Raw genomic sequence first — 22300 nt, forward strand, 5'->3', positions numbered from 1 at the left:
AAATCATTCCTTTGGGTGATTTAGTGAGTGCGCGGCGGCTCTAGAGTGCCTATCTTTAGCCTCGACCGTGCAGACAGACCAAGGAAGCTCCATGTTGCAGACTCGTATCATTCCGCCCGCCGAAGGGGCTTATCAATACCCCCTGTTGATCAAGCGCTTGCTGATGTCCGGCAGCCGCTACGAGAAAACCCGCGAGATCGTCTATCGCGACAAGCTGCGCTACAGCTATCCGACCTTGAGCGAGCGGGTCGCCCGCCTGGCCAACGTGCTCACGGCGGCGGGGGTCAAGGCTGGCGACACCGTCGCGGTGATGGACTGGGACAGCCATCGCTACCTGGAGTGCATGTTCGCCATCCCGATGATCGGCGCGGTGATCCACACCATCAACGTGCGCCTCTCGCCCGAGCAGATCCTCTACACCATGAACCACGCCGAGGACCGCTTCGTGCTGGTCAACAGCGAGTTCGTCGGCCTGTACCAGGCGATCGCCGGGCAACTGACCACCGTGGACAAGACCCTGCTGCTCACCGACACCGAGGACAAGAGCGCCGAGCTGCCGAACCTGGTGGGTGAGTACGAGCAACTGCTGGCGGCGGCGAGCCCGGTCTACGACTTCGAGGATTTCGACGAAAACTCGGTCGCCACCACCTTCTACACCACCGGGACCACCGGCAATCCGAAGGGCGTGTACTTCACCCATCGTCAGTTGGTACTGCACACCATGGGTGTGGCGACCATCATGGGCAGCGTCGACAGCGTGCGCCTGCTGGGCACCAACGACGTCTACATGCCGATCACCCCGATGTTCCACGTGCATGCCTGGGGCCTGCCCTATGTGGCGACCATGCTCGGGCTCAAGCAGGTCTATCCCGGCCGTTACGACCCCGAGTTGCTGGTGGAGCTGTGGCGCAAGGAAAAGGTCACGTTCTCCCACTGCGTGCCGACCATCCTGCAGATGGTGCTCAACGCCAAGGCGGCCCAGGGCACCGACTTCAAGGGCTGGAAAATGGTGATCGGCGGCAGTGCGTTGAACCGCACGCTGTATGAGACCGCCAAGAGCAAGGGCATTCAACTGACCGCCGCCTATGGTATGTCGGAGACCGGTCCGTTGGTGTCCTGTGCCCACCTCAGCGAAGAGTTGATGGCTGGCAGCGAGGACGAACGCACCACTTACCGGATCAAGGCCGGCGTGCCCGGACCGTTGGTGGAGGCGGCGATTGTCGACGAAGACGGCAACTTCCTCCCGGCGGATGGCGAGACCCAGGGCGAACTGGTGCTGCGCGCACCCTGGCTGACCGAGGGGTATTACAACGAACCGCAGAAGGGCGCCGAGCTCTGGGCCGGCGGCTGGCTGCACACCGGCGACGTGGCGACCCTCGACAGCCTGGGGGTGATCGACATCCGCGACCGGATCAAGGACGTGATCAAGACCGGCGGCGAGTGGATCTCCTCCCTGGCCCTGGAAGACCTGGTCAGTCGTCATCCGGCGGTACGTGAAGTCGCCGTGGTGGGCATTGCCGATCCTCAATGGGGCGAGCGTCCGTTTGCCCTGCTGGTCTTGCGTGAAGGCCATGAGATCGGTGCCCGGGAACTCAAGGAACACCTCAAGCCCTTCGTCGAGCAGGGGCACTTGAGCAAGTGGGCGATCCCGAGCCAGATCGCCCTTGTTACGGAAATTCCCAAGACCAGCGTCGGCAAACTGGACAAGAAGCGCATCCGTATTGATATCGTCCAATGGCAGGCCAGCAACAGCAGCTTCCTCTCGACCCTTTGAGGTGTCCCCACCACGCCCGAAAGGGCGTGGCAGCCCCACCAAGCAAGCGCTTGGCTTGCCGAATCCGAATTTTCAGTCATTCTTGCCCGCCGCTTTTCAGCGGCTTGGCGAACGCATTGTTTGTGCAGTGACCTCAGGGTGCAAATCACACTTTAGAGGGATCAAGCGGTACTACCTGCTGGATATAGTCCGCTGACGGATTTTCAGGCGTGGGGCAGGCAGGCGATACGCCGCACCGCCACTTCGGACGAGGGTTGGGAGTGTCTGCTCCCCTTTCGTCCGGGGCGTTCCTGAAGGTACTCACTGCCAAAACAATAAAGCACATGGAGTATGTCGATGATCGCGTTAAACCCGTTCTGGCGCCGGGCGAAGCTGCCCTTGGCCGTCAGTCTCGCTTCTACGCTTGCCGGTCCCGCCTTTGGCGTCAGCTTCAATGTCGGTGAAATCGAGGGCAGCTTCGACTCGTCCCTGTCGCTGGGGGCCAGTTGGTCGACGCAGAATCCCAACAAGAACCTGATCGGCGTCAACAATGGTGGCGCGGGGTTGTCGCAGACCTCCGATGACGGGCGCCAGAACTTCAAGGCCGGGGACACCTTTTCGAAGATCTTCAAGGGCGTGCATGACCTTGAGTTGAAATACGGCGATACCGGCGTGTTCGTGCGCGGCAAGTACTGGTACGACTTCGCCTTGCAGAACCAGGACCTCGACTTCAAGAACGTCAGCAACGACGGCCGCCAGGAAGGCGCCCGCTCTTCCGGCGCGGAGATCCTCGACGCCTTCGTCTATCACAACTACAGCATTGCCGACCTGCCGGGCACGGTGCGCCTGGGCAAGCAGGTGGTGAGCTGGGGTGAAAGTACCTTTATCGGTGGCGGCATCAATGCGATCAACCCGATCGATGTGTCGGCGTTCCGTCGTCCGGGGGCCGAGATCAAGGAAGGCCTGATTCCGGTCAACATGTTCTATATGAACCAGAGCCTCACCGATAACCTCTCGGCGGAAGGCTTCTACCAGATTGGCTGGGACTCGACGGTCACCGACAACTGCGGCACGTTCTTTTCGCAGTCGGACATTTCTTCCCACGGTTGTAACAACAACCTGCGGGTCTTGAACTCGAGCGCTACCCTCAGCCCGGCCCAGCAAGCGGGGCTACGGCCGTTTGGGGTCGATATCAACGGCGAGGGTGTGCTGGTTCGGCGCACGCCCGACCAGGATCCCAGCAGCGGCGGCCAGTTCGGCTTGGCCATGCATTACAACTTCGAGCCGCTGGACACCGAGTTCGGCGCCTATTTCATGAATTACCACAGTCGCGCGCCGATCTTCAGTGCCAAGGGCGCCTCCCAGGCGGTCTTCAACGCAGCTCCAGGTTTCGGTACAGCAGCCCCCCTGGTGGTGGCTGGCAACTCCAGCTACTTCATGGAGTACCCGGACAATATTCGCCTGTATGGCTTGAGCTTCTCCACCACCTTGCCCACCGGCACCGCCTGGAGCGGTGAGTTGAGCTACCGGCCGAATGCGCCGGTGCAGATCAGCTCCACCGATATCCTCTATGCCGGCGTCACGCCATTGCCGGGCCTGGGGAATGCCTCGATCATCAAGGGCTCGCCGGGCCAGACGATCAACGGCTATAACCGCAAGGAAATCACCCAGTTCCAGACCACCTTCACGCATTTCTTCGATCAGGTCATGGGCGCCAGTCGCCTGACCCTGGTCGGTGAAGCGGGGATCACCTATGTGGGCGGTCTGGAAAGCCGCGACAAGGTTCGCTACGGCCGGGATCCGGTCTATGGGCCGGGCACCTTGCCCAACGGTTTTTGCCCAACCCTCAATGGCAACACCATCGCTGGCGCGGGGCCTGGCGCGGACGCGAGCAACCGCAGCACCAACTGCAACAACGACGGCTTCACCACCGCCACGTCCTGGGGCTATCGCGCCCGGGCCATCTGGGAATACCCGGATGTCTTCGCCGGGGTGAACCTCAAGCCCAACGTGGCCTGGTCCCATGACGTGAAAGGTTACTCGCCGGGCCCTGGCGGCAACTTCGAGCAAGGACGCAAGGCGGTCAGCCTGGGCCTCGATGCCGAGTACCAGAACACCTACACCGCGAGCCTGAATTACACCAACTTCTTCGGTGGCGACTACAGCACGGTGGATGACCGTGACTTCGTGGCGCTGAGCGTTGGCATGAACTTCTAAGTACGCTGAATTTCAGGAAGAACAATAAGATGAAAATCACCAAGAATCTGTTGCAGGTCGGTGTACTGGGATTGTCGTTGTTGGCCAGTGGTGTGATGGCGGCGGTGTCCGCCGACGAAGCGGCGAAACTGGGCGCGAGCCTGACCCCGATGGGCGCGGAAAAGGCCGGCAACGCCGCCGGCACCATCCCGGCCTGGGCGCCGATGGCGAAGACCATCGGCACGGTCGACAGCAAGGGCTTCCTCTCCGACCCGTACGCCAGTGAAAAGCCGCTGTTCATCATCACCGCGCAGAACGTCGAGCAGTACAAGGACAAGCTGGCCCCGGGGCAATACGCGATGTTCAAGCGTTATCCGGAGACCTTCAAGATGCCGGTCTACCCGTCCCATCGCGGCGCCACCGTGCCGGATGACGTGTTTGCCGCGATCAAGGAAAACGCCACCAGGACCAACCTGGTCAGCGGCGGCAATGGCCTGGAAAACTTCAAGACCGCCGTGCCGTTCCCGATTCCGAAAAGCGGCGTGGAAGTGATCTGGAACCATATCACCCGCTATCGCGGCGGCAGCGTGACCCGCCTGGTGACCCAGGCCACGCCCCAGGCCAACGGCTCCTACAGCCTGGTGTATTTCCAGGACCAGTTCGTCTTCCGCGACAAGATGAAGGACTACGATCCGGCCAACCCGGGCAATATCCTCTTCTACTTCAAGCAGAAAGTGACCGCGCCGGCGCGCCTGGCCGGTGGCGTGTTGCTGGTCCATGAAACCCTCGACCAGGTCAAGGAGCCGCGTTCGGCCTGGGTCTACAACGCCGGCCAGCGCCGTGTGCGACGCGCCCCGCAAGTCTCCTATGACGGCCCGGGTACCGCCGCCGACGGCCTGCGCACCTCCGACAACCTGGACATGTACAACGGCGCGCCGGATCGCTACGACTGGAAGCTCGAAGGCAAGCAGGAGATGTACATCGCCTCCGACAGCTACAAGCTCGATTCGCCGCAACTGAAGTACGCCGACATCATCAAGGCCGGGCACATCAACCAGGACCTGGCGCGTTACGAACTGCGCCGCGTCTGGCATGTGGTCGCGACCCTGAAGGAAGGCCAGCGGCACATCTACGCCAAGCGTGACTTCTATATCGACGAAGACACCTGGCAGGCGGCAGTGATCGACCACTACGACGGTCGCGGTCAGCTCTGGCGTGTCGCCGAAGCCCATGCCGAGAACTACTACGACAAGCAGGTGCCGTGGTACGCCCTGGAAACCCTCTACGACCTGCAGTCCGGCCGTTACCTGGCGCTGGGCATGAAGAACGAAGAGAAGCAGGCGTATGACTTCGGTTTCACCGCCACCACCAGCGACTTCACCCCGGCCGCCCTGCGCCAGGACGGCGTTCGCTGAAACGGTGGGCGCTCGCTCCCACCTGCAACTCCGTTACAAGCGCAGGCCGCATCCTGCGTTGAAACGCCCCGGCTGATTCGGGGCGTTTTTTTGCTTGCGGGATATGTGTGGCTAAATATTTCAAAGTCGATGCTTTTCGACAAAATCAAGACAATAAGCCTTCATTACGGCGCTTTTTACCGCTAGTCTGCGGACATTCGCCTGCCGATAACAGCCCTTCAACAAGAGCCGGCCATGACTGATCTGTCCCGTGTGCAAGGTCCCGTGGGTCCGGCCATACCTGCCCTGGAAGGACGCTTCTACCGTCCGCCATTGCCGGACGGCTATGTGCTGCGACCCCGTCTGTGCGAGCGCCTCGGCGCCGGATTGCACGGACGTCTGTTGCTGGTCAGCGCTCCGGCCGGCTTCGGCAAGAGTTCGCTGGCGGTGGAGTTCTGCCAGGGCCTGCCCGGACACTGGCAAAGCCTGTGGCTGGGGCTCAGTCCGCGGGACAACGATCCGGGACGTTTCCTCGAGCGCCTGCTCGACGGCCTGCAGCATTACTTCCCGGGCCTCGGCAGCCAGGCCCTGGGCCTGTTGAAAATGCGTCAGCGCCATCAACCCTTCGCGTTCGAAGAATGGCTGGACGGCCTGCTCGACGAACTGGCATTGCACCTTTCCGTTACCACGCCGCTGTTGCTGGTGCTCGACGACTACCATCTGGCCCAGGGCCCGGTGCTGGACCGTTGCCTGCAGTTCTTCCTCAATCACCTGCCCGCCGGATTGCTGGTGATGGTCACCAGTCGGCAGCGGCCGGAGTGGCACCTGGCGCGCCTGCGCTTGTCGCGGCAACTGCTGGAATTGAACGAGCAGGACCTGCGCCTGACCCACGACGAATCCCTGGACCTGTTCGAGCGCCACAGCAGTTCCTTGCGTGGCGAGGCCCTGCACACGCTGATTGAACGCAGCGAGGGCTGGGTGGCCGGCTTGCGCTTCTGGCTATTGGCCGCCGCCCAGGCCAGCAGCGATACGGCGTTGCCCCAGGTCCTGCAAGGGGGCACCGGGCTGATTCGCGATTACCTGCTGGAGGAGGTGATCGACTGCCTGCCGCCCGAGGTTCAGGCTTTTCTCTACGACACCGCGCCCCAGGAGCGCTTTTGCAGCGAACTGTGCGATGCCATTCGCGAGTCCCACGACAGCGCGCAGATCCTCAGTTACCTGCAATCGCACCAGGTGTTTCTGGTGCCGCTGGACGAACACGGCCACTGGTTCCGTTATCACCATCTGTTTTCCGATCTGCTGCGCAGCCGCCCGCCGAGCAATGCCCTGGTCCCGGCCGCCAGCCTGCATCTGCGGGCCTGCCGCTGGTTCAGTTCCCAGGGCCTGCTCGATGAAGCGGTGGAACAGGCCTTGCGCGCCGGGCATCTGGATGTGGCGGCCAACCTGGTGCAGAACCTCTCGGAAGAGCAACTGCTGGCCGAGCAGAACGTCGGCATGCTGCTGCGCTGGAAAACCGATTTGCCCGATCGCCTGCTGGTCAGCACGCCACGCCTGATCGTGCTCTACGCCTGGGCCCTGGGCCTGGCCTGCCAGCTGGATGCGGCCGAAGAACTGGCCAGTCACCTGAGCCGATTCCTGCCCGCGCCTTCGGCCACGGCGCAGAAGTCCATGCTCGCGCAATGGCTGGCCCTCAGTGGGATCATCGCTCGCGGCCGGGGCGATCGCCAGAAGACCCAGGCCTATTGCGGCGAAGCCTTGCTCAGCCTGCCGCACAAGCGCTACGGCCAGCGCCTGGTGTGCCTGTCGACCCTGTCCAACCTGGCGATTGCCGATGGCGACCTGTGGCGGGCCCGTGGCCTGAATCGCGAGTCCCTGGAGCTGGCCCAGCGGGTCGGCAACCCGTTGTTCGAGGCCTTGGCCCATTACGACCGGGCGCGGGTGCTCCAGGCCCGTGGCGAGGTGCTGCGTGCGCTGGATGAGGTCCGCCAGGGCTTGCAGCGCCTGGAGGGGTTGCCTGCCCAGCGACTGTACGCGGCCCGTGCCCGTCTGACGCTCTACGAGGGTTATCTGCTGACCCTGCGCCTGCAACCCGAAGCCGGGCGCCTTCGCCTGCTCGCCGGTCTCCACGAAGCGCGGGCCTGCCGGGATATCAGCGTGTTGGTCGGGCATTGCGTGATTGCCAGCCAGGACGGGCGCAACGGCGAGTTTGCCAAGGCCTTTGCCGAACTGGCCGAGGCCGAGCGCCTGATGCATATCTGGGATGTGCCGCCGATCTACTACCTGGCGATGATCACCCTGATGAAATGCCAACTGTGGCTGGCCCAGGGCCGCATCGACCTGGCCGAAGCCTGGCTGGGGCGCCTGGAGCAGACCTATAACGGTGAGCAAGCGGCGGCGGCGCCGGAGTTCCACCTGCAACTGCCGCTGCATATCCAGTTGCAGCAGGCCTTGCTCGAAGCGCTGCGCGGCAAGCCGACGGCCGCGCAGCAGCGCTTGGCGAAACTGGTGGAGCAGGGTCAGGCCAGCGGTGGCCAGTTGCTGAGCGTGATGGCCTGGAACCAGTGGGTGCTGGTGTTGCTGGCGACGGCCCGGGAGGCGGAAGCCCGGCCGCTGTTCGCCCACGCGGTGGAGGCCACCACGGGCGGCGCGCTGCTGCCGTTCCAGGCCCTGGTGAAGGCGCATCCGGAGTGGATGCGCGAGCAACTGTTGCACGGCCCCGACACGCCGCTGCGACAAAGCCTGCTGGCGCTGCTGCCGGCCCCGACGGTGCGCGAAGCGGGGGAACTGGCGCAGCCGGTCGAGAGTCTGAGTACCCGTGAGCTGGCGGTCCTGCACTTGATCGCCCAGGGTTGTTCGAACCAGGAGATCAGCGACCAGTTGTTCATCTCCCTGCACACGGTGAAAACCCACGCCAGCCATATCAACAGCAAATTGGGGGTCGAGCGGCGGACCCAGGCCGTGGCGCGGGCGCAGGAGCTGGGGTTGCTGGGCGAATTGCGCTGAGCGCTTCGGCCTACCGTTCGACCCACGAGCCGTCGAAGAAGCTTCGACGGGGTGGCTATGTGCCTTGCGTCAGCTATAACCAATAGACGTCTGCACTCACTTTCAACGCCTTGAACGACTGAAGGCTGACCAGGGGGTGAGGAACGGCGCCACGTCAGCGCTCTTTGGTCATGAATTACAAAGGAATTGCCTGGGAGCAAGGAATGCGCGAGTCCACATTTAGCCCCGCTCCGGTCGTCCTGATCGTCGATGACCAAGCGACCGACGCGATGATTCTGCGTGAGTCGGTGCGGGATCTGGCCCAGGTGCATGTCGCCACCAGTGGCGAAGAAGCGCTGCGAGTCGCGCGTCAATGCCGTCCCGATGTGGTCCTGCTGGATATCGAGATGCCCGGCATGAACGGCTTCGAGGTCTGCAAGGCGCTGAAGGCCGATCCCAAGCTGTCTGACGCCGCGGTGATTTTCGTCACCTCCCATGCCCAGGCCGATTACGAACTTCAGGCCCTGGGCTACGGCGGCATCGATTTTATCCAGAAGCCCCTGAATATCCCGGTGGCCAGGGCGCATATCAACGCCCATATCACCCTGCGCAATGAAGCCAAGCGCCTGGCCAACCATGACGCCCTGACCGGCTTGCCCAACCGCATGCTGTTGCAGGATCGTGCCGAGCAGGCGCTGAAAATGGCCCGGCGCGATCATGGGCGCCTGGCGATGCTGTTGCTGGACCTGGACAATTTCAAGGCCATCAATGACTCCATGGGCCACTCGGTCGGCGACCAGATGCTCAAATATGTGGCGACGCGCCTGTCGATGCTCCTGCGGGGCATGGATACCCTCAGTCGCCAGGGCGGCGACGAGTTCATCATCCTGCTCTCGGAGGTGGACGGTTTCGAGGCGGTGGGCGACTTTGCCGAGCAGGTGCTGGCAGCCATTTCCAGCCCGTTTTCGTTGCAGGGCACGCGCTACGACCTGAGTGCCAGCATCGGCATCGGGGTGTTCCCGGAAGACAGCGATGACCTCGAGTCGCTCTATCGACATGCCGACGCCGCGATGTATCAGGCCAAGCTGGCGGGGCGTAACCGCTATCTGTTTTTCTCTCCCGGTATTGAAAGCGGCATGCGTGCCCGTCACCTGCTTGAACGGCATATGCGCGCGGCCATCGAGGAGGGGGTGTTCGAGGTGTTCTACCAGGCCAAGGTCGATGCCCGGGATCATCGCGTGGTCGGCATGGAGGCATTGATCCGCTGGCGCAACGGTGACGGTAACCTGGTCTCGCCGGCGGATTTCATTCCGCTGGCCGAGGAAACCGGGTTGATCATCCCCATCGGCAAATACGTACTGCTCCAGGCCTGCAAGGACACCTGCAAACTCCACGAACTGGGCTATCCGATCTGCGTCAGTGTGAACATCAGCGCCGTGCAGTTTCGCGAAGAGTCCTTCCTCGGGATGGTCAAGAGCATCCTCCTCGACTCGGGTCTGGAGCCGCGCTGGCTGGAACTGGAAATCACCGAAGGGGTCCTGGCCCGGGACATCGACAATGCCCGCGAAATCCTGGTGGCGCTCAAGGCGTTGGGGGTTCACGTGGCCATCGACGATTTCGGCACGGGTTATTCGAGCCTGGCTTATCTCAAGCGGTTTCCCATCGATGTGTTGAAGATCGACCAGAGCTTTGTGCGCGACATGCTCACCGACAAGAGCGACCTGGCCATCGTCGAGGCGATCATCAAGTTGGGGCAGGCACTGGGCCTTGAACTGGTGGCCGAAGGCGTGGAGACCCGGCAACAGGCCGCCCTCCTGCTGGAGCAGGGTTGCCGGATCATGCAGGGCTATCTGTATTGCCGACCGGTTCCGTTTACCCAGATCTGCACCTTCCTGTCTTCATGGCCACGAACGGCATGAGGGCCGTGGGGCCAGCCGCCGACGATCGACATCCCGGCCTTCGGGATAGCCGCACAGCTCAAGGGAGCCCCAGTGTTGAAACGAACTAGCCTGTCTGCCCTGAATGGGCGTGTTGCGATGATCCTGGCCCTGGGGCTGGTGGCGACTGTCGTGGGATGCCTGATCCTGCACAACAGCAATGAGCAACGTACCCGCGAAGCCCTGGAGGCTGAGGCCGAAAGCGCGGTGCAGTCGGTGTTGACCCGGTTGCAGTTGTACCAGTACGGCTTGCGCGGTACCCGTGGCGCGATGATCACCGCCGGCGTGGATGGCATGACGCGGGAGATCTTCCACCGCTATAGCCAGATGCGTGACGTGCCCAAGGAGTTTCCCGGGGCCCGTGGATTCGGCTTTATCCGCCGGGTACCGGTTCAGGAACTGGATGCGTTTGTGCGCCGGGCCCGGGCCGATGGTGCACCGGACTTCACGATTCACCAGTTTGCGCCCCATGACGGCGACCTCTATGTGATCCAGTACCTGGAGCCGAACGCCGACCAGTCGGCGGCCTTCGGCCTGGACATCGCCTCGGAGTCCGACCGGGCCGAGGCCGCCCGTGCGGCTGCGCGTAGCGCAAGTGCGCGCATCACCTCGCCGATCACGCTGGTACAGGCGGTGGGCAGCCCGGAACAGTCGTTCCTGATTCTGTTGCCGATCTACAAGGACGGTATCGTCCCGCCCACCGAGACCGAGCGCGAGGCTGCGGTGGTGGGCTGGGGCTACGCGCCGTTGCTGATCGAGAGTGTGCTGGGCGGTTTATTGCCGGAAAGCGAGGCCGTCAACCTGCGGCTCACGGACGTTACAGTGCCGGGGGAGGAAGAACAGTTTTACCAGACGAGCTATGCGGAGGATGTGCAGCCGACGGGGTTGATGACCTATACCCTGGAACGCGAGATATTCGGTCGGCGCTGGCGGGTCGACCTGGAAGCGCTGCCGCTGTTCGCCCAGCGCCTGCACCTGGTGTCGCCGACCGTGGTGTTTGCCCTCGGCGTCCTGGCGACCCTGCTGCTGGCCGCGCTCGCCGCGATTGCCGGGGTCAGTTCCCAGCGCCGCCTGCAGGTGATCGCCGAGCAGGGGCGATTGGCCTCGATCGTCGAGGGCTCGGCGGACGCGATCATCGGCAAGACCTTGCAAGGTGTTGTGACGAGTTGGAACAAGGGGGCGCAGAACCTGTTGGGTTATACCGCGCAGGAAGCGGTGGGCCAGCCGCTGGTGAAGTTGATCGTGCCGCTCGAGTTGTCCCCGGAAGAGGCCGATATCCTGGCGCGTATCGCGCTCGGCGAGACGATTACCAACTTCGATACCCTGCGGCGGCGCAAGGACGGTCGCAGTATCCATGTGTCGGTCAATGTTTCCCCCATCTGCGATGAAAGCGGTCGGGTGGTCGGTGTTTCCAAGATTCTTCGTGACATCAGCGCGCAGAAGGCCGCCGAGGCGCGGATTCTCGAACTCAATTCCAGCCTCGAAGAACAGGTGGCGGCACGCACCTGCGAGCTACGGCGGATCAACCTGCTGTTCAGCAGTGTGCTGCGTTCGGCCTCCGAGGTGTCGATCATCGCCACCGACCTGGACGGCGTGATCAGTGTGTTCAACGAAGGCGCCGAGCACATGCTTGGTTATCGCGCCGAGGAAGTGCTGGGCAAGACGACTCCGGCGATCCTCCACGTGGAGCAGGAGGTCATGGAGCGTGCCGCTGAACTCAGTGCGGAGTATGGGCAAGTCATCGAGGGCTTTCGGGTCTTTGTCCACAAGCCGGAGTTCGAACACTCGGAAACCCGCGAATGGACCTATGTGCGCAAGGATGGCTCGCAGGTGCCGGTCAGCCTGGTGGTGACCGACCTGCGCGACGACGAAGGGCAACTGATGGGCTATCTGGGCATCGCTGTCGATATCACCCAGCGCAAGGCGGCCGAGCATCAGCTTGAGTTGAGCCTGCAAGCGAGCCGGGTGATCCGCGATCAATTGTTGATGGCCGCCGACGTGGCCGAGTTGGGTATCTGGACCTGGACCCTGTCGGACAATGGCTTGCAATGGAATGATCGGATGTTCGAGTTCTACAGCCAGCCGCTGACGTTGCGCGATAACGGTTTGAACTATGCGCACTGGTACGAGCGGGTTCACCCTGAGGACGTCGAGGCGGCCGCTGCGCAGTTGGCGGCCGCTGTTGCCGGGGAGGCTGTGTATGACCCGATCTTCCGTGTGCAGGGGACGGATGGCCGGATACGTTTCATTCAGGCCGGCGCCCAGGTCGAGCGCGATGCCCAGGGGCAGGCCCTGCGGGTGACCGGTATCAACCGCGATATCACCGCTCAACGCGAGTTGGAGTCGTACCTGCTCCAGGCCAAGAACCGCGCCGACAGCGCCAGCGCCGCCAAGTCGTTCTTCCTGGCCAATATGAGCCATGAAATCCGCACGCCGATGAACGCGGTGCTGGGGATGTTGCAGTTGGTCCAGCACACCGACCTCAATGCCCGTCAGCGCGACTACGTGGTCAAGGCCCAGACGGCGGCCAAGTCACTGCTCGGCCTGCTCAACGATATCCTCGACTACTCCAAGATCGAAGCCGGCAAACTGCGCCTGGACCCGCACCCCTTCGAACTCGAACCGCTGATGCGCGACCTGGCGGTGGTGCTGTCGGGCAACCAGGGCAGCAAGGAAGTCGAGGTGATGTTCGACCTCGACTCCAACCTGCCCGGCAGCCTGGTGGGCGACAGCCTGCGGTTGCAGCAGGTGCTGATCAACCTGGCCGGCAACGCCCTGAAATTCACCCAGCAGGGCCAGGTGGTGGTCAGTATCCGGCAGTTGCAGCGTTTGCAGGGCCTGGTGAAGATTCGGGTCGAAGTGTGCGATACCGGCATCGGCATCAGTGCCGAACAGTTGCAACGCGTCTTTGACGGTTTCACCCAGGCGGAAGCCTCGACCAGTCGCCGCTTCGGTGGCACCGGGCTGGGCCTGGTGATCTGCAAGCGGCTGGTCGGCCTGATGGGCGGTGAATTGCGGGTCGAGAGCGAGGTGGGTGCCGGTAGTCGGTTCTGGTTCGATATCAGCCTGGACGTGGCCCGCGAGGAGGCCCTTCGGCTGTCCTGTCCTGGTGTTGATTCGACGATGCGCCTGCTGGTGGCCGACGACAACTCCATGGCCTGCGAACTGCTGCTGCGCACCGTACGCTCCCTGGGCTGGAGCGCCGACACGGTGAGTGGCGGCACGGCGGCGGTCGAGGCTGTGCGCAGTGCGCAGTTGCGTGGCGAACCCTACGATGTGGTGCTGATGGATTGGCGCATGCCGGACATGGACGGCCTCAGTGCCGCCCGCTTGATCAGCTTGCAGGAGCGAGTCGCGCCGCCGCCGATGGTGATCATGATTACCGCCTACGGGCGCGAAGTCCTGGCGGATGTGCACCACGAAGGCGATGCGCCGTTTGTCGGCTTTCTCACCAAGCCGGTGACTCCGCGGCAGTTGGCCGATGCGGTCCAGCGCGCCTTCAGCAGCGAGCCGCTGCCCGAGGCCTTGCCCGGGCCGGTCGGGCCCCGGCGCCTGGCGGGCTTGCGCTTGCTGGTGGTGGAAGACAATGCTCTCAACCGCCAGGTCGCCGACGAGTTGCTGAGGGGCGAGGGCGCCCAGGTCATCCTGGCGGAAGGCGGGCTGGAGGGTGTCAGTCAGGTCATGTCGGCGTCGACGCCGTTCGACGCGGTGCTGATGGATATCCAGATGCCGGACATCGATGGCCTGGAGGCGACGCGGCGGATTCGCCGTCACCCGCATTTTGCCCTGTTGCCGATCCTGGCGATGACCGCCAACGCCTCCAACAGCGACCGTGAAGCCTGCATGGCGGCGGGCATGAACGACCATGTGAGCAAGCCCATCGACCTTGAGCAGCTTGTGCTGAAGCTGCGCGTCCAGACCGGGCGCGAGGCGCCTCAGCCGTTGATGATGAGCGAGGTACATCAGCATTCGACGGAGTCGGTGATCGAACCGCGTGACTCGATCATGAGCCGCTTCGGCGGCAACCTCGAATTGATCTGCACCGTCCTGCATACCTTTGGTGCTGAGCTGGAGAAACAACTGACGTTGCTCCCGGCACACCTGCAGGACCGTGACGGGCCGGCGGTGGCGGCGGTGCTGCATGCGATCAAGGGCAGCTCCGGTACCGTCGGCGCGCAGGCCTTGTCGCTGCGTGCCAGTGCCCTCGAACGCGAGCTGATGTATGGTGATGCGGCGGCGGTGCTGCGGGTGCTGGAAGACCCGCAATGGTTGCCGGAACTCAAGGAATTGCTGGTGCGCAGTGTCGAGCAGTTGCAGGTGGCGTTTGGCACCGGGTATCGAGGGGATTCGCCCAGGGAGGCGGCTTCGGGGCCGTTCTCTTGAACCCAGGTCTTGGTTTGGAGAGGGATTGGACCCGCATGTTCGATGAAACTGTTTAGGCCCCTGCTGCAGCGACCGGTGGCGTTGCTGTGGGGAGGGCTGGCGCTCTCGGCGGTCGGCGATGAACTGTTCGCGATCGCCGTGGCCTGGATGGCGGTGCAGGTCGCCGGCAGCGATGCCAGTTGGCTCGGCGCCTTGCGCGGTGCCGCCGCGTTGGTGGGGGCGTTGCTGGGTGGTATCTGGGCCGAGCGCTGGGACCATCGACGGACGATGATCGGCGCTGACCTGGTGCGCGCCGGATTTGCCCTGATACCGATGCTGGCCTGGGCGTTGGGCTTCATGAGCCTGTGGACCCTGGCGATACCGGTCATGCTGATGATGATCGTCAACTCCCTGTTCGAACCGGCCTTGCGCGCCAGCCTGCCACGGATTGTCGCGGCGCCGGAGCAGTTGCAGGCGGTCAACGCGCTGTTCGACGCGATCATCCGGGTGGCGCGGGTGATCGGGCCGATGCTGGCGGCGGCCATCACTCTGCTGATTCCGCTGGAGCAGTTGTTTACCCTCAATAGCCTGACGTTCCTGATCTCGGCCTGGGCGCTGATGAAGCTGGGCAAGGCCTTGCCGCGTCAACCGGCACAAATGATCAGTCGGCGCGCCGCGTTTGCCGCGGGTTGGCGCAGCCTGGTCGGTCGGCGGCGGATGCAAGTGGTGTATGTGTGCGCCGGTTTGGGCAACGTCGCCTGGAGCCTGGGGATGTCCATCGGCATGGCGCTGGCGGTGGTCAGGTACGATATCCAGGGCTTTGGCTTCCACGGTTTTGCGGTCTACGGCCTGATCATGGGGGCTTATGGCGCGGGTAACCTGATCGGCATTTTTGTCGTCGGCAACCTGCAGATCCGTCGCCTGTATGGTGGTTTCAGCTTCGGTTCGGTGCTCAATGGCCTGGGCATTGCGATCATCGGTGCGGCGGTGCTGTACCTGCCAGCGGAGCATGTTCTGGCCGGCATCATGTCCGGCGCCGGCCTGGCCGCCCTCGGCGGTCCGGTAATCGACATCTCGTTTATCCTGCTGATTCAAACCACCTTCAGGCAGAGTGAGATTGCCGGTCTGGCCCGGCTGCGATTTGCCGCGATGGGGGCTTCGATCCTGATTGCCGGCGCGTGCGGCGCGGCCTTGTACGCCCACTTCGAACCGGGAAGCGTCATCGTCGGGAGTGGGATTCTTGAAGTCATCGCTGGTGTGCTGGTATTGCTCGTGCCCAAGGGTAGCGACCGTGCCGGCGTGAACAGCGATGAATCAAGCCCGGCGCAGTATTGTCCCCAGCCGCAGGAATAAGCCTCGGGCTGCATCACACCCTATTAACTTCACAGTGAACACCTATGGACGCTGCAAAACCTACCCTGATCCGCGAAACCTTTCCCGTCGGCCCCTTGCAGTGCAACTGCACCCTGATCGGCGACCCGATCACGAAGAAAGCCATCGTCGTCGACCCGGGCGGCAACCCGGAGCTGATTCTCGCCCGCCTCGAAGCCCATGGGCTGAAACTGGTCAGCATCATCCATACCCACGCGCACCTGGATCATTTCCTGGCCTCCGGCCAACTCAAGGAAAAAACCGGCGCGACCCTGCATCTGCACAAGGAAGACCAGTTCCTCTGGGACAACCTGGAAATGCAATGCAACCTGTTCGGCGTGCCTTACGTGCCGGTGCCGCCGCCGGACCAGTGGCTGGCCGACGATGAAGAACTGGCCTGCGGTTGCGGGGTGGCGCTGCATACCCCGGGACATACCCCGGGCTCCATGAGTTTCTGGTTTGCCGAGGCTAAACTGCTGATTGCCGGAGACACGCTGTTTCGTCGCGGGATTGGTCGCACCGATCTGTGGGGTGGCGACCAGGCCACCATCGTGCGTTCGATCAAGCAGCGCCTGTACACCCTGGACGAAGGGGCGACGGTGGTCACCGGGCATGGTCCTGACACTCTCCTGGGCGAGGAAATGCGCGAGAATCCTTTCGTTCGCGGCTGAAAAGTTTCATGGAATTTTCGCCATTCGTCATGTTCCAAGGTCCACAGAGGTCTATCTTCAACCTCGATTGCACCAAAATGAGTAGGAGCCTGATTCATGTTCACCTCGCGTCGCTTGATTATCCTCGCTACCGCCGTCGCCATCGTGTCCGGTTGCGCGTCGCAAAACCCATATGACAGCCAGGGACAGGCACAGCAACCACCCAGCTCCGGGGGCGTGAGCAATACCGTCAAGTACGGCGGTATCGGTGTGCTGGCCGGCGCCGCAGCCGGTGCGTTGATCAACCACAAGAACCATGGCCAAGGTGCGATGGTCGGTGGTGCCCTGGCCGGCCTGGCCGGTGCCGGTTACGGCTACTACGCCGACCAGCAGGAAAAGAAACTGCGGGCGAGCATGGCCAATACCGGGGTCCAGGTGCAGCGCCAGGGTGATCAGATCAAGTTGATCATGCCGGGCAATATCACCTTCGCCACCGATTCGTCGGATATCTCCCCCAGCTTCTATCAGCCGCTGAACAACCTGGCCGGCTCGCTGCGCGAATTCAGCCAGAACCAGATCGAGATCGTCGGCTACACCGACAGTACCGGCAGCCGCCAGCACAACATGGACCTGTCCCAGCGCCGGGCCCAGAGCGTGGCGAGCTACCTGACGTCCCAGGGTGTCAGCGGGGCCAACCTTTCGGCTCGCGGTGCCGGCCCGGATAACCCGGTGGCCAGCAACGCCGATGTCAACGGTCGGGCGCAGAACCGTCGTGTTGAGGTCAACCTGAAGGCGATTCCCGGCCAGAACTATGGCCAGCCGCAAGGTCAGCAACAGGGTCAGCCATATCCGCCACAAGTTCAGCCGCAGTATCAGCAACAAGGCCAACCCCAGTATCAGCAGCAAGGTCAGCCGCAATACCAACAGGGCCAGCAGTATGGCCAGCCGGTGCAGCAGTACCCTTGATCGCCTGACTGAACCCCAGGCGTAAAAAAGCCCGCCCGATCACTGATCGGGCGGGCTTTTTCATGGTGCGGGAAACCGGCTTATTTTTTCAGGCCGTAGTGCTCATCCAGCATGCCGGGCGCATTCGGCGCCTTGGGCGCGTAGTCGCGCGGCGGCTCCTGGCTGCGCGGTGGCGTCAGGCGTTCCCGTGGGCTCTGTGCCGCATCGGCGTGCAGGGCGGCGAGCAGGCGTTGGCGAGTCAGGTCGTCGAGGGCCAGGCGGTTGGCGCCCTCGGCGAGATGCTCTTGCACTTCCTGGTAGCTCTGGGTGAGCTTTTTCACCAGGGTCGCGGTGCTGTTGAAGTGGGTGACCACTTCGTTCTGATAACTGTCGAAACGTTCCTGGATATCGTCCAACTGACGCTGCGTGCTGCTCGGGGCGGCACTCGGGACCAGACGGGCAACCAGGAAACCAATGGCGACACCGGCAACCAGGGCAAGAGTCGGCAACAACCAAACTAAGAGCGAGTGTTCCACGAGTCCTTCCTCTATAAACGGCTTTGCTTTACGTTAACGGCTCGGACCTGCGCTGTATACCGCGATCTTAAGGTCGCAGTCATGTCAGGCACAGACTTTTAGCTAGACGAGTCGACCCCTTGAGAGGTCACGGAGTTCCTTCCTTGCTGATGCGTGAAACCCCTGTATTGATCGATGGCCCTGTCGGCCAACTGGAAGCCTTGTACCTGGACATGCCCGAAGCGCGTGGCCTGGCGCTGATCTGCCACCCCAATCCGGTGCAGGGCGGCACCATGCTCAACAAGGTCGTCTCGACCCTGCAACGCACCGCTCGCGATGCCGGCCTGATCACCTTGCGCTTCAATTATCGTGGCGTCGGCGCCAGTGCCGGCAGCCACGACATGGGCCACGGCGAAGTCGATGACGCCCAGGCCGCCGCGCAATGGCTGCTCGAACGGCACCCGGACCTGCCCCTGACCCTGTTCGGTTTTTCCTTCGGCGGTTTTGTCGCGGCGAGCCTCGGCGGTCGCCTGGAAGCCCAGGGCCAGAGCTTGCAGCACCTGTTCCTGGTGGCGGCGGCGGTCATGCGTTTGCAGGCGGTCGACCGTCTGCCGGAAAACTGCCCGCTGACCCTGATCCAGCCGGAAACCGACGAAGTGATCGATCCGCAGCTTGTCTATGATTGGTCCGCCGCGCTGGAACGCCCCCATGAGCTGCTGAAAGTGGCAGAATGCGGACACTTTTTTCACGGCAAGCTGACCGATCTCAAGGATCTGATCCTGCCGCGCCTCTCGAATTGAACAAGCGATCATCCATGACCACACGTACGCGCATCCTCACTGGCATCACCACCACGGGCACGCCGCACCTGGGCAACTACGCCGGCGCGATCCGCCCGGCGATCCTCGCCAGCCGTGACAGCAACGCCGATTCGTTCTACTTCCTGGCCGACTACCACGCCCTGATCAAGTGCGATGACCCGCTGCGCATCCAGCGCTCGCGCCTGGAAATCGCCGCGACCTGGTTGGCCGGTGGCCTGGATGTGGACCGCGTGACCTTCTATCGCCAGTCGGACATTCCGGAAATCCCCGAGCTGACCTGGCTGCTGACCTGCGTCGCGGCCAAGGGCCTGCTCAACCGTGCCCATGCCTACAAGGCCTCGGTGGACAAGAACGTTGAAGGCGGTGAAGACCCGGATGCCGGGATCACCATGGGCCTGTACAGCTACCCGGTGCTGATGGCTGCTGACATCCTGATGTTCAACGCCCACCAGGTGCCGGTCGGTCGCGACCAGATCCAGCACGTGGAAATGGCCCGCGACATCGGCCAGCGCTTCAACCACCTGTTCGGCCAGGGCAAGGAGTTCTTTGTCATGCCCGAAGCGCTGATCGAGGAAAGCGTCGCCACGCTGCCGGGCCTTGATGGCCGGAAAATGTCCAAGAGCTATGACAACACCATCCCGTTGTTCAGCAGCGCCAAGGACATGAAGGACGCCATCTCGCGCATCGTCACCGACTCCCGCGCGCCAGGCGAAGCCAAGGACCCGGACAACTCGCACCTGTTCACCCTGTTCCAGGCGTTTTCCACCCCGGCACAAGCCGCCGAATTCCGTGGCGAGCTGCTGGGCGGGTTGGGTTGGGGCGAAGCCAAGGGCCGCCTGTTCACCCTGCTGGACAATGACCTGGGCGAGGCCCGCGAGCGTTATCACGAGCTGATCACCCGTCCGTCTGACCTGGAAGATATCCTCCAGGCCGGGGCGAAGAAAGCCCGCAGCGTCGCCACCCCGTTCCTCGGCGAACTGCGCGAGGCGGTGGGCCTGCGCTCCTTCGTCAACCAGACCCAGGTGACCGCGAGCAGCAAGAAGAAAGCCGCCAAGGCCGCGCGGTTTGTCAGCTTCCGTGAAGACGACGGCAGTTTCCGCTTCCGCCTGCTGGCCGCCGATGGCGAGCAACTGCTGCTGTCGCGGAACTTTGCCGATGGCAAGGCCGCCGGCGCGGTGACCAAGCAATTGCAAGCCGGCCAGGCCCTGGATATTCGCAGTGAAGCCGGGCGTTTCAGCGTCTGGCTGGAAGGCGAATGCGTGGCCGACAGCGCCGAGTTCGCCGACGAAGTGTCACGTGACGCGGCCATCGAGGCATTGCGGGTCGCGCTGACCCCGGCACAGGATTGATTCGAGGCCTTCCCGACCAAGGGTTGATTGCCATTCCCACGGGCCGTCGCTAAAGTGACGGCCCGTTTTTGTTACCTTGCTAACGAAATTATGACGCCCCTAGAACGATATCAAGCTGATCTGAAACGCCCAGAGTTCTTTCACGACGCGGCCCAGGAAACGGCAGTGCGCCATTTGCAGCGCTTGTACGACGACCTGATCGCGGCCTCGCAGAACAAGCCGGGCCTGCTCGGCAAACTGTTCGGCAAGAAAGACCAGGCGCCGGTCAAGGGCCTGTATTTCTGGGGCGGTGTCGGTCGCGGCAAGACCTACCTGGTGGACACCTTCTTCGAAGCGCTGCCGTTCAAGGAAAAGACCCGCACGCACTTCCACCGCTTCATGAAGCGGGTGCACGAGGAAATGAAGACCCTGACCGGCGAGAAAAACCCGCTGACCCTGATCGCCAAGCGCTTTGCCGCCGAGACCCGGGTGATCTGTTTCGACGAGTTCTTCGTTTCCGATATCACTGACGCGATGATTCTCGGCACCTTGATGGAAGAGCTGTTCAAGAACGGCGTGACCCTGGTGGCCACCTCGAACATCGTGCCGGACGGCTTGTACAAGGACGGCCTGCAACGTGCGCGCTTCCTGCCGGCGATTGCCCTGATCAAGCAGAACACCGAGATCGTCAACGTCGACAGCGGCGTCGACTATCGCCTGCGTCACCTGGAGCAGGCCGAGCTGTTCCACTTCCCGCTGAACGCAGTGGCCGAGGAAAGCCTGCGCAAGAGCTTCCGCGCGCTGACGCCGGAATGCACCCAGGCCCTCGAGAACGACGTGCTGATGATCGAGAATCGCGAGATTCGCGCGATCCGTACCTGCGACGACGTGGCCTGGTTCGACTTCCGCGAACTCTGCGATGGCCCGCGCAGCCAGAACGACTACATCGAACTGGGCAAGATTTTCCATGCCGTGTTGCTTAGCGGTGTCGAGCAGATGAGCGTCACCACCGATGATATCGCCCGTCGATTCATCAACATGGTCGACGAATTCTACGACCGCAACGTCAAGCTGATCATCTCGGCGGAAGTCGAACTCAAGGATCTCTACACCGGCGGGCGATTGAACTTCGAGTTCCAGCGCACCTTGAGCCGCTTGCTGGAAATGCAGTCCCACGAGTTCCTGTCGCGGGCGCACAAGCCTTAAGCGCGATCCCCGGCGCGGCCCTTGAGCCGCGCTGTGTTCGGGGTTACCCGGCGGAGGGGAAGGTCAAGACTTCTCCATCCTCGGGAATCAGCAGGCGCGCTTCGACGCCGGCCAGTTGCGCCGCGTCGGCCAGCGAGCGGCGTTTCACCGGGCAATGGCTGAGGGCTTCCAGGTGATTGGCGATCACCAGGCCCGCTGACAGCTTTGTGAATTCGACGACCTCTTCAACCCCCATGATGATGTCCCCACCCAGATCGAATCGCGCGCCGCCCGCCGGTACGACGGACAGTTGTGGCCGATGCTCGGCGATGAATGCCTTGACGGTCGGGGTGAGCAGGGTATCGCCACTCAGGAAGAGACTGGGCTCGCCCGGCATTTCAATCAGATAACCCACCCCGTGTTCCATCAGCTTGCCCACCAGTCCCAGGCCGTGGGTGCAGCGCACCGTGCGGATCTGACCGTCGAGGAAAGGGCTGGGCTGTTCGTGGTCGCCGGGCAACGGCTGTACGTTCAGGTCGTGGGTGGCCAGATAGGCCGCGTCGTGGGGCGTGCAGATCACCGGCGTGCCGGTGTCGCGCAGCCATTTTTTCGCGGCGCGATCGAGGTGGTCGAAGTGACCTTTCTGGCAATGGGTGATCAGGCAATGGGTGACCGACTGGAGTGCCTCGGTGGCCGATACCGGCAATTCGACCAGCGGGTTGCGGTTCCTGGCGCGGAATACGCGCAAGGGTGGCAGGGCGTTTTTGCGCGCCAGCATCGGGTCGACCAAAATACGATGACGGCCGAACTCCAGGATAATCGTCGCATTGCGTAGCTGATGGATGTGCATGCTCATACCTC

General features: G+C 62.9%; 13 protein-coding genes and 1 pseudogene. 12 read left to right on the top strand and 2 right to left on the bottom strand.

What is annotated here, in order from left to right:
* Positions 1–91: 91 nt before the first annotated feature.
* From CWE01_RS14715 to CWE01_RS14755, 9 genes and pseudogenes are all read left to right on the top strand, one after another.
* The gene (locus CWE01_RS14715; protein ID WP_100941265.1) at positions 92–1774 is read left to right on the top strand and encodes a fatty acid--CoA ligase; all 1683 of its coding nucleotides are present in this window, start codon (positions 92–94) and stop codon (positions 1772–1774) included.
* A gap of 336 nt (positions 1775–2110) precedes the next feature.
* Positions 2111–3970 carry a DUF1302 domain-containing protein gene (locus CWE01_RS14720; protein ID WP_100941266.1) on the top strand — a complete coding sequence of 620 codons (1860 nt, stop codon included), beginning with the start codon at positions 2111–2113 and terminating at the stop codon, positions 3968–3970.
* 29 nt (positions 3971–3999) lie between these two features.
* Positions 4000–5364: a DUF1329 domain-containing protein gene (locus tag CWE01_RS14725; protein WP_100941267.1), complete on the top strand. Its 1365-nt coding sequence runs from the start codon at positions 4000–4002 to the stop codon at positions 5362–5364.
* Positions 5365–5598: 234 nt separating this feature from the next.
* The gene (locus CWE01_RS14730; RefSeq protein WP_100941268.1) at positions 5599–8346 is read left to right on the top strand and encodes a LuxR C-terminal-related transcriptional regulator; all 2748 of its coding nucleotides are present in this window, start codon (positions 5599–5601) and stop codon (positions 8344–8346) included.
* Positions 8347–8549: 203 nt separating this feature from the next.
* Entirely contained in the window at positions 8550–10244 is a 1695-nt protein-coding gene (locus CWE01_RS14735; RefSeq protein ID WP_100941269.1) for a bifunctional diguanylate cyclase/phosphodiesterase, read from the top strand.
* 117 nt (positions 10245–10361) lie between these two features.
* Entirely contained in the window at positions 10362–14645 is a 4284-nt protein-coding gene (locus CWE01_RS14740; protein ID WP_256579362.1) for a hybrid sensor histidine kinase/response regulator, read from the top strand.
* Between the two features lie 42 nt (positions 14646–14687).
* The gene (locus tag CWE01_RS14745) at positions 14688–15977 is read left to right on the top strand and encodes an MFS transporter (protein ID WP_100941270.1); all 1290 of its coding nucleotides are present in this window, start codon (positions 14688–14690) and stop codon (positions 15975–15977) included.
* Between the two features lie 44 nt (positions 15978–16021).
* On the top strand, positions 16022–16666 hold the full coding sequence (locus CWE01_RS14750; protein WP_100941271.1) for an MBL fold metallo-hydrolase: 645 nt from the start codon (positions 16022–16024) through the stop codon (positions 16664–16666).
* A 96-nt stretch (positions 16667–16762) separates the two neighbouring features.
* Positions 16763–17497: pseudogene (locus tag CWE01_RS14755) on the top strand (OmpA family protein); the annotation flags it as partial.
* Between the two features lie 194 nt (positions 17498–17691).
* Here the strand turns inward: CWE01_RS14755 and CWE01_RS14760 are convergent.
* Positions 17692–18126, bottom strand: a complete 435-nt coding sequence (locus CWE01_RS14760) for a YhcB family protein (RefSeq protein ID WP_100941273.1) — start codon at positions 18124–18126, stop codon at positions 17692–17694.
* 149 nt (positions 18127–18275) lie between these two features.
* On the opposite strand from CWE01_RS14760, the gene CWE01_RS14765 reads away from it, so the two are divergent.
* From CWE01_RS14765 to zapE, 3 genes are all read left to right on the top strand, one after another.
* Entirely contained in the window at positions 18276–18905 is a 630-nt protein-coding gene (locus CWE01_RS14765) for an alpha/beta hydrolase (RefSeq protein WP_100941408.1), read from the top strand.
* 14 nt (positions 18906–18919) lie between these two features.
* Positions 18920–20275: a tryptophan--tRNA ligase gene (locus CWE01_RS14770; protein ID WP_100941274.1), complete on the top strand. Its 1356-nt coding sequence runs from the start codon at positions 18920–18922 to the stop codon at positions 20273–20275.
* A 90-nt stretch (positions 20276–20365) separates the two neighbouring features.
* Positions 20366–21460: a cell division protein ZapE gene (gene zapE / locus CWE01_RS14775; protein WP_100941275.1), complete on the top strand. Its 1095-nt coding sequence runs from the start codon at positions 20366–20368 to the stop codon at positions 21458–21460.
* Between the two features lie 43 nt (positions 21461–21503).
* Here the strand turns inward: zapE and CWE01_RS14780 are convergent, their stop codons facing one another.
* Positions 21504–22289 carry an MBL fold metallo-hydrolase gene (locus CWE01_RS14780; protein WP_100941276.1) on the bottom strand — a complete coding sequence of 262 codons (786 nt, stop codon included), beginning with the start codon at positions 22287–22289 and terminating at the stop codon, positions 21504–21506.
* Between the last annotated feature and the right edge of the window lie 11 nt (positions 22290–22300).

This window comes from Pseudomonas sp. QS1027, assembly GCF_002814235.1.
In the GTDB taxonomy this organism is placed as follows: domain Bacteria; phylum Pseudomonadota; class Gammaproteobacteria; order Pseudomonadales; family Pseudomonadaceae; genus Aquipseudomonas.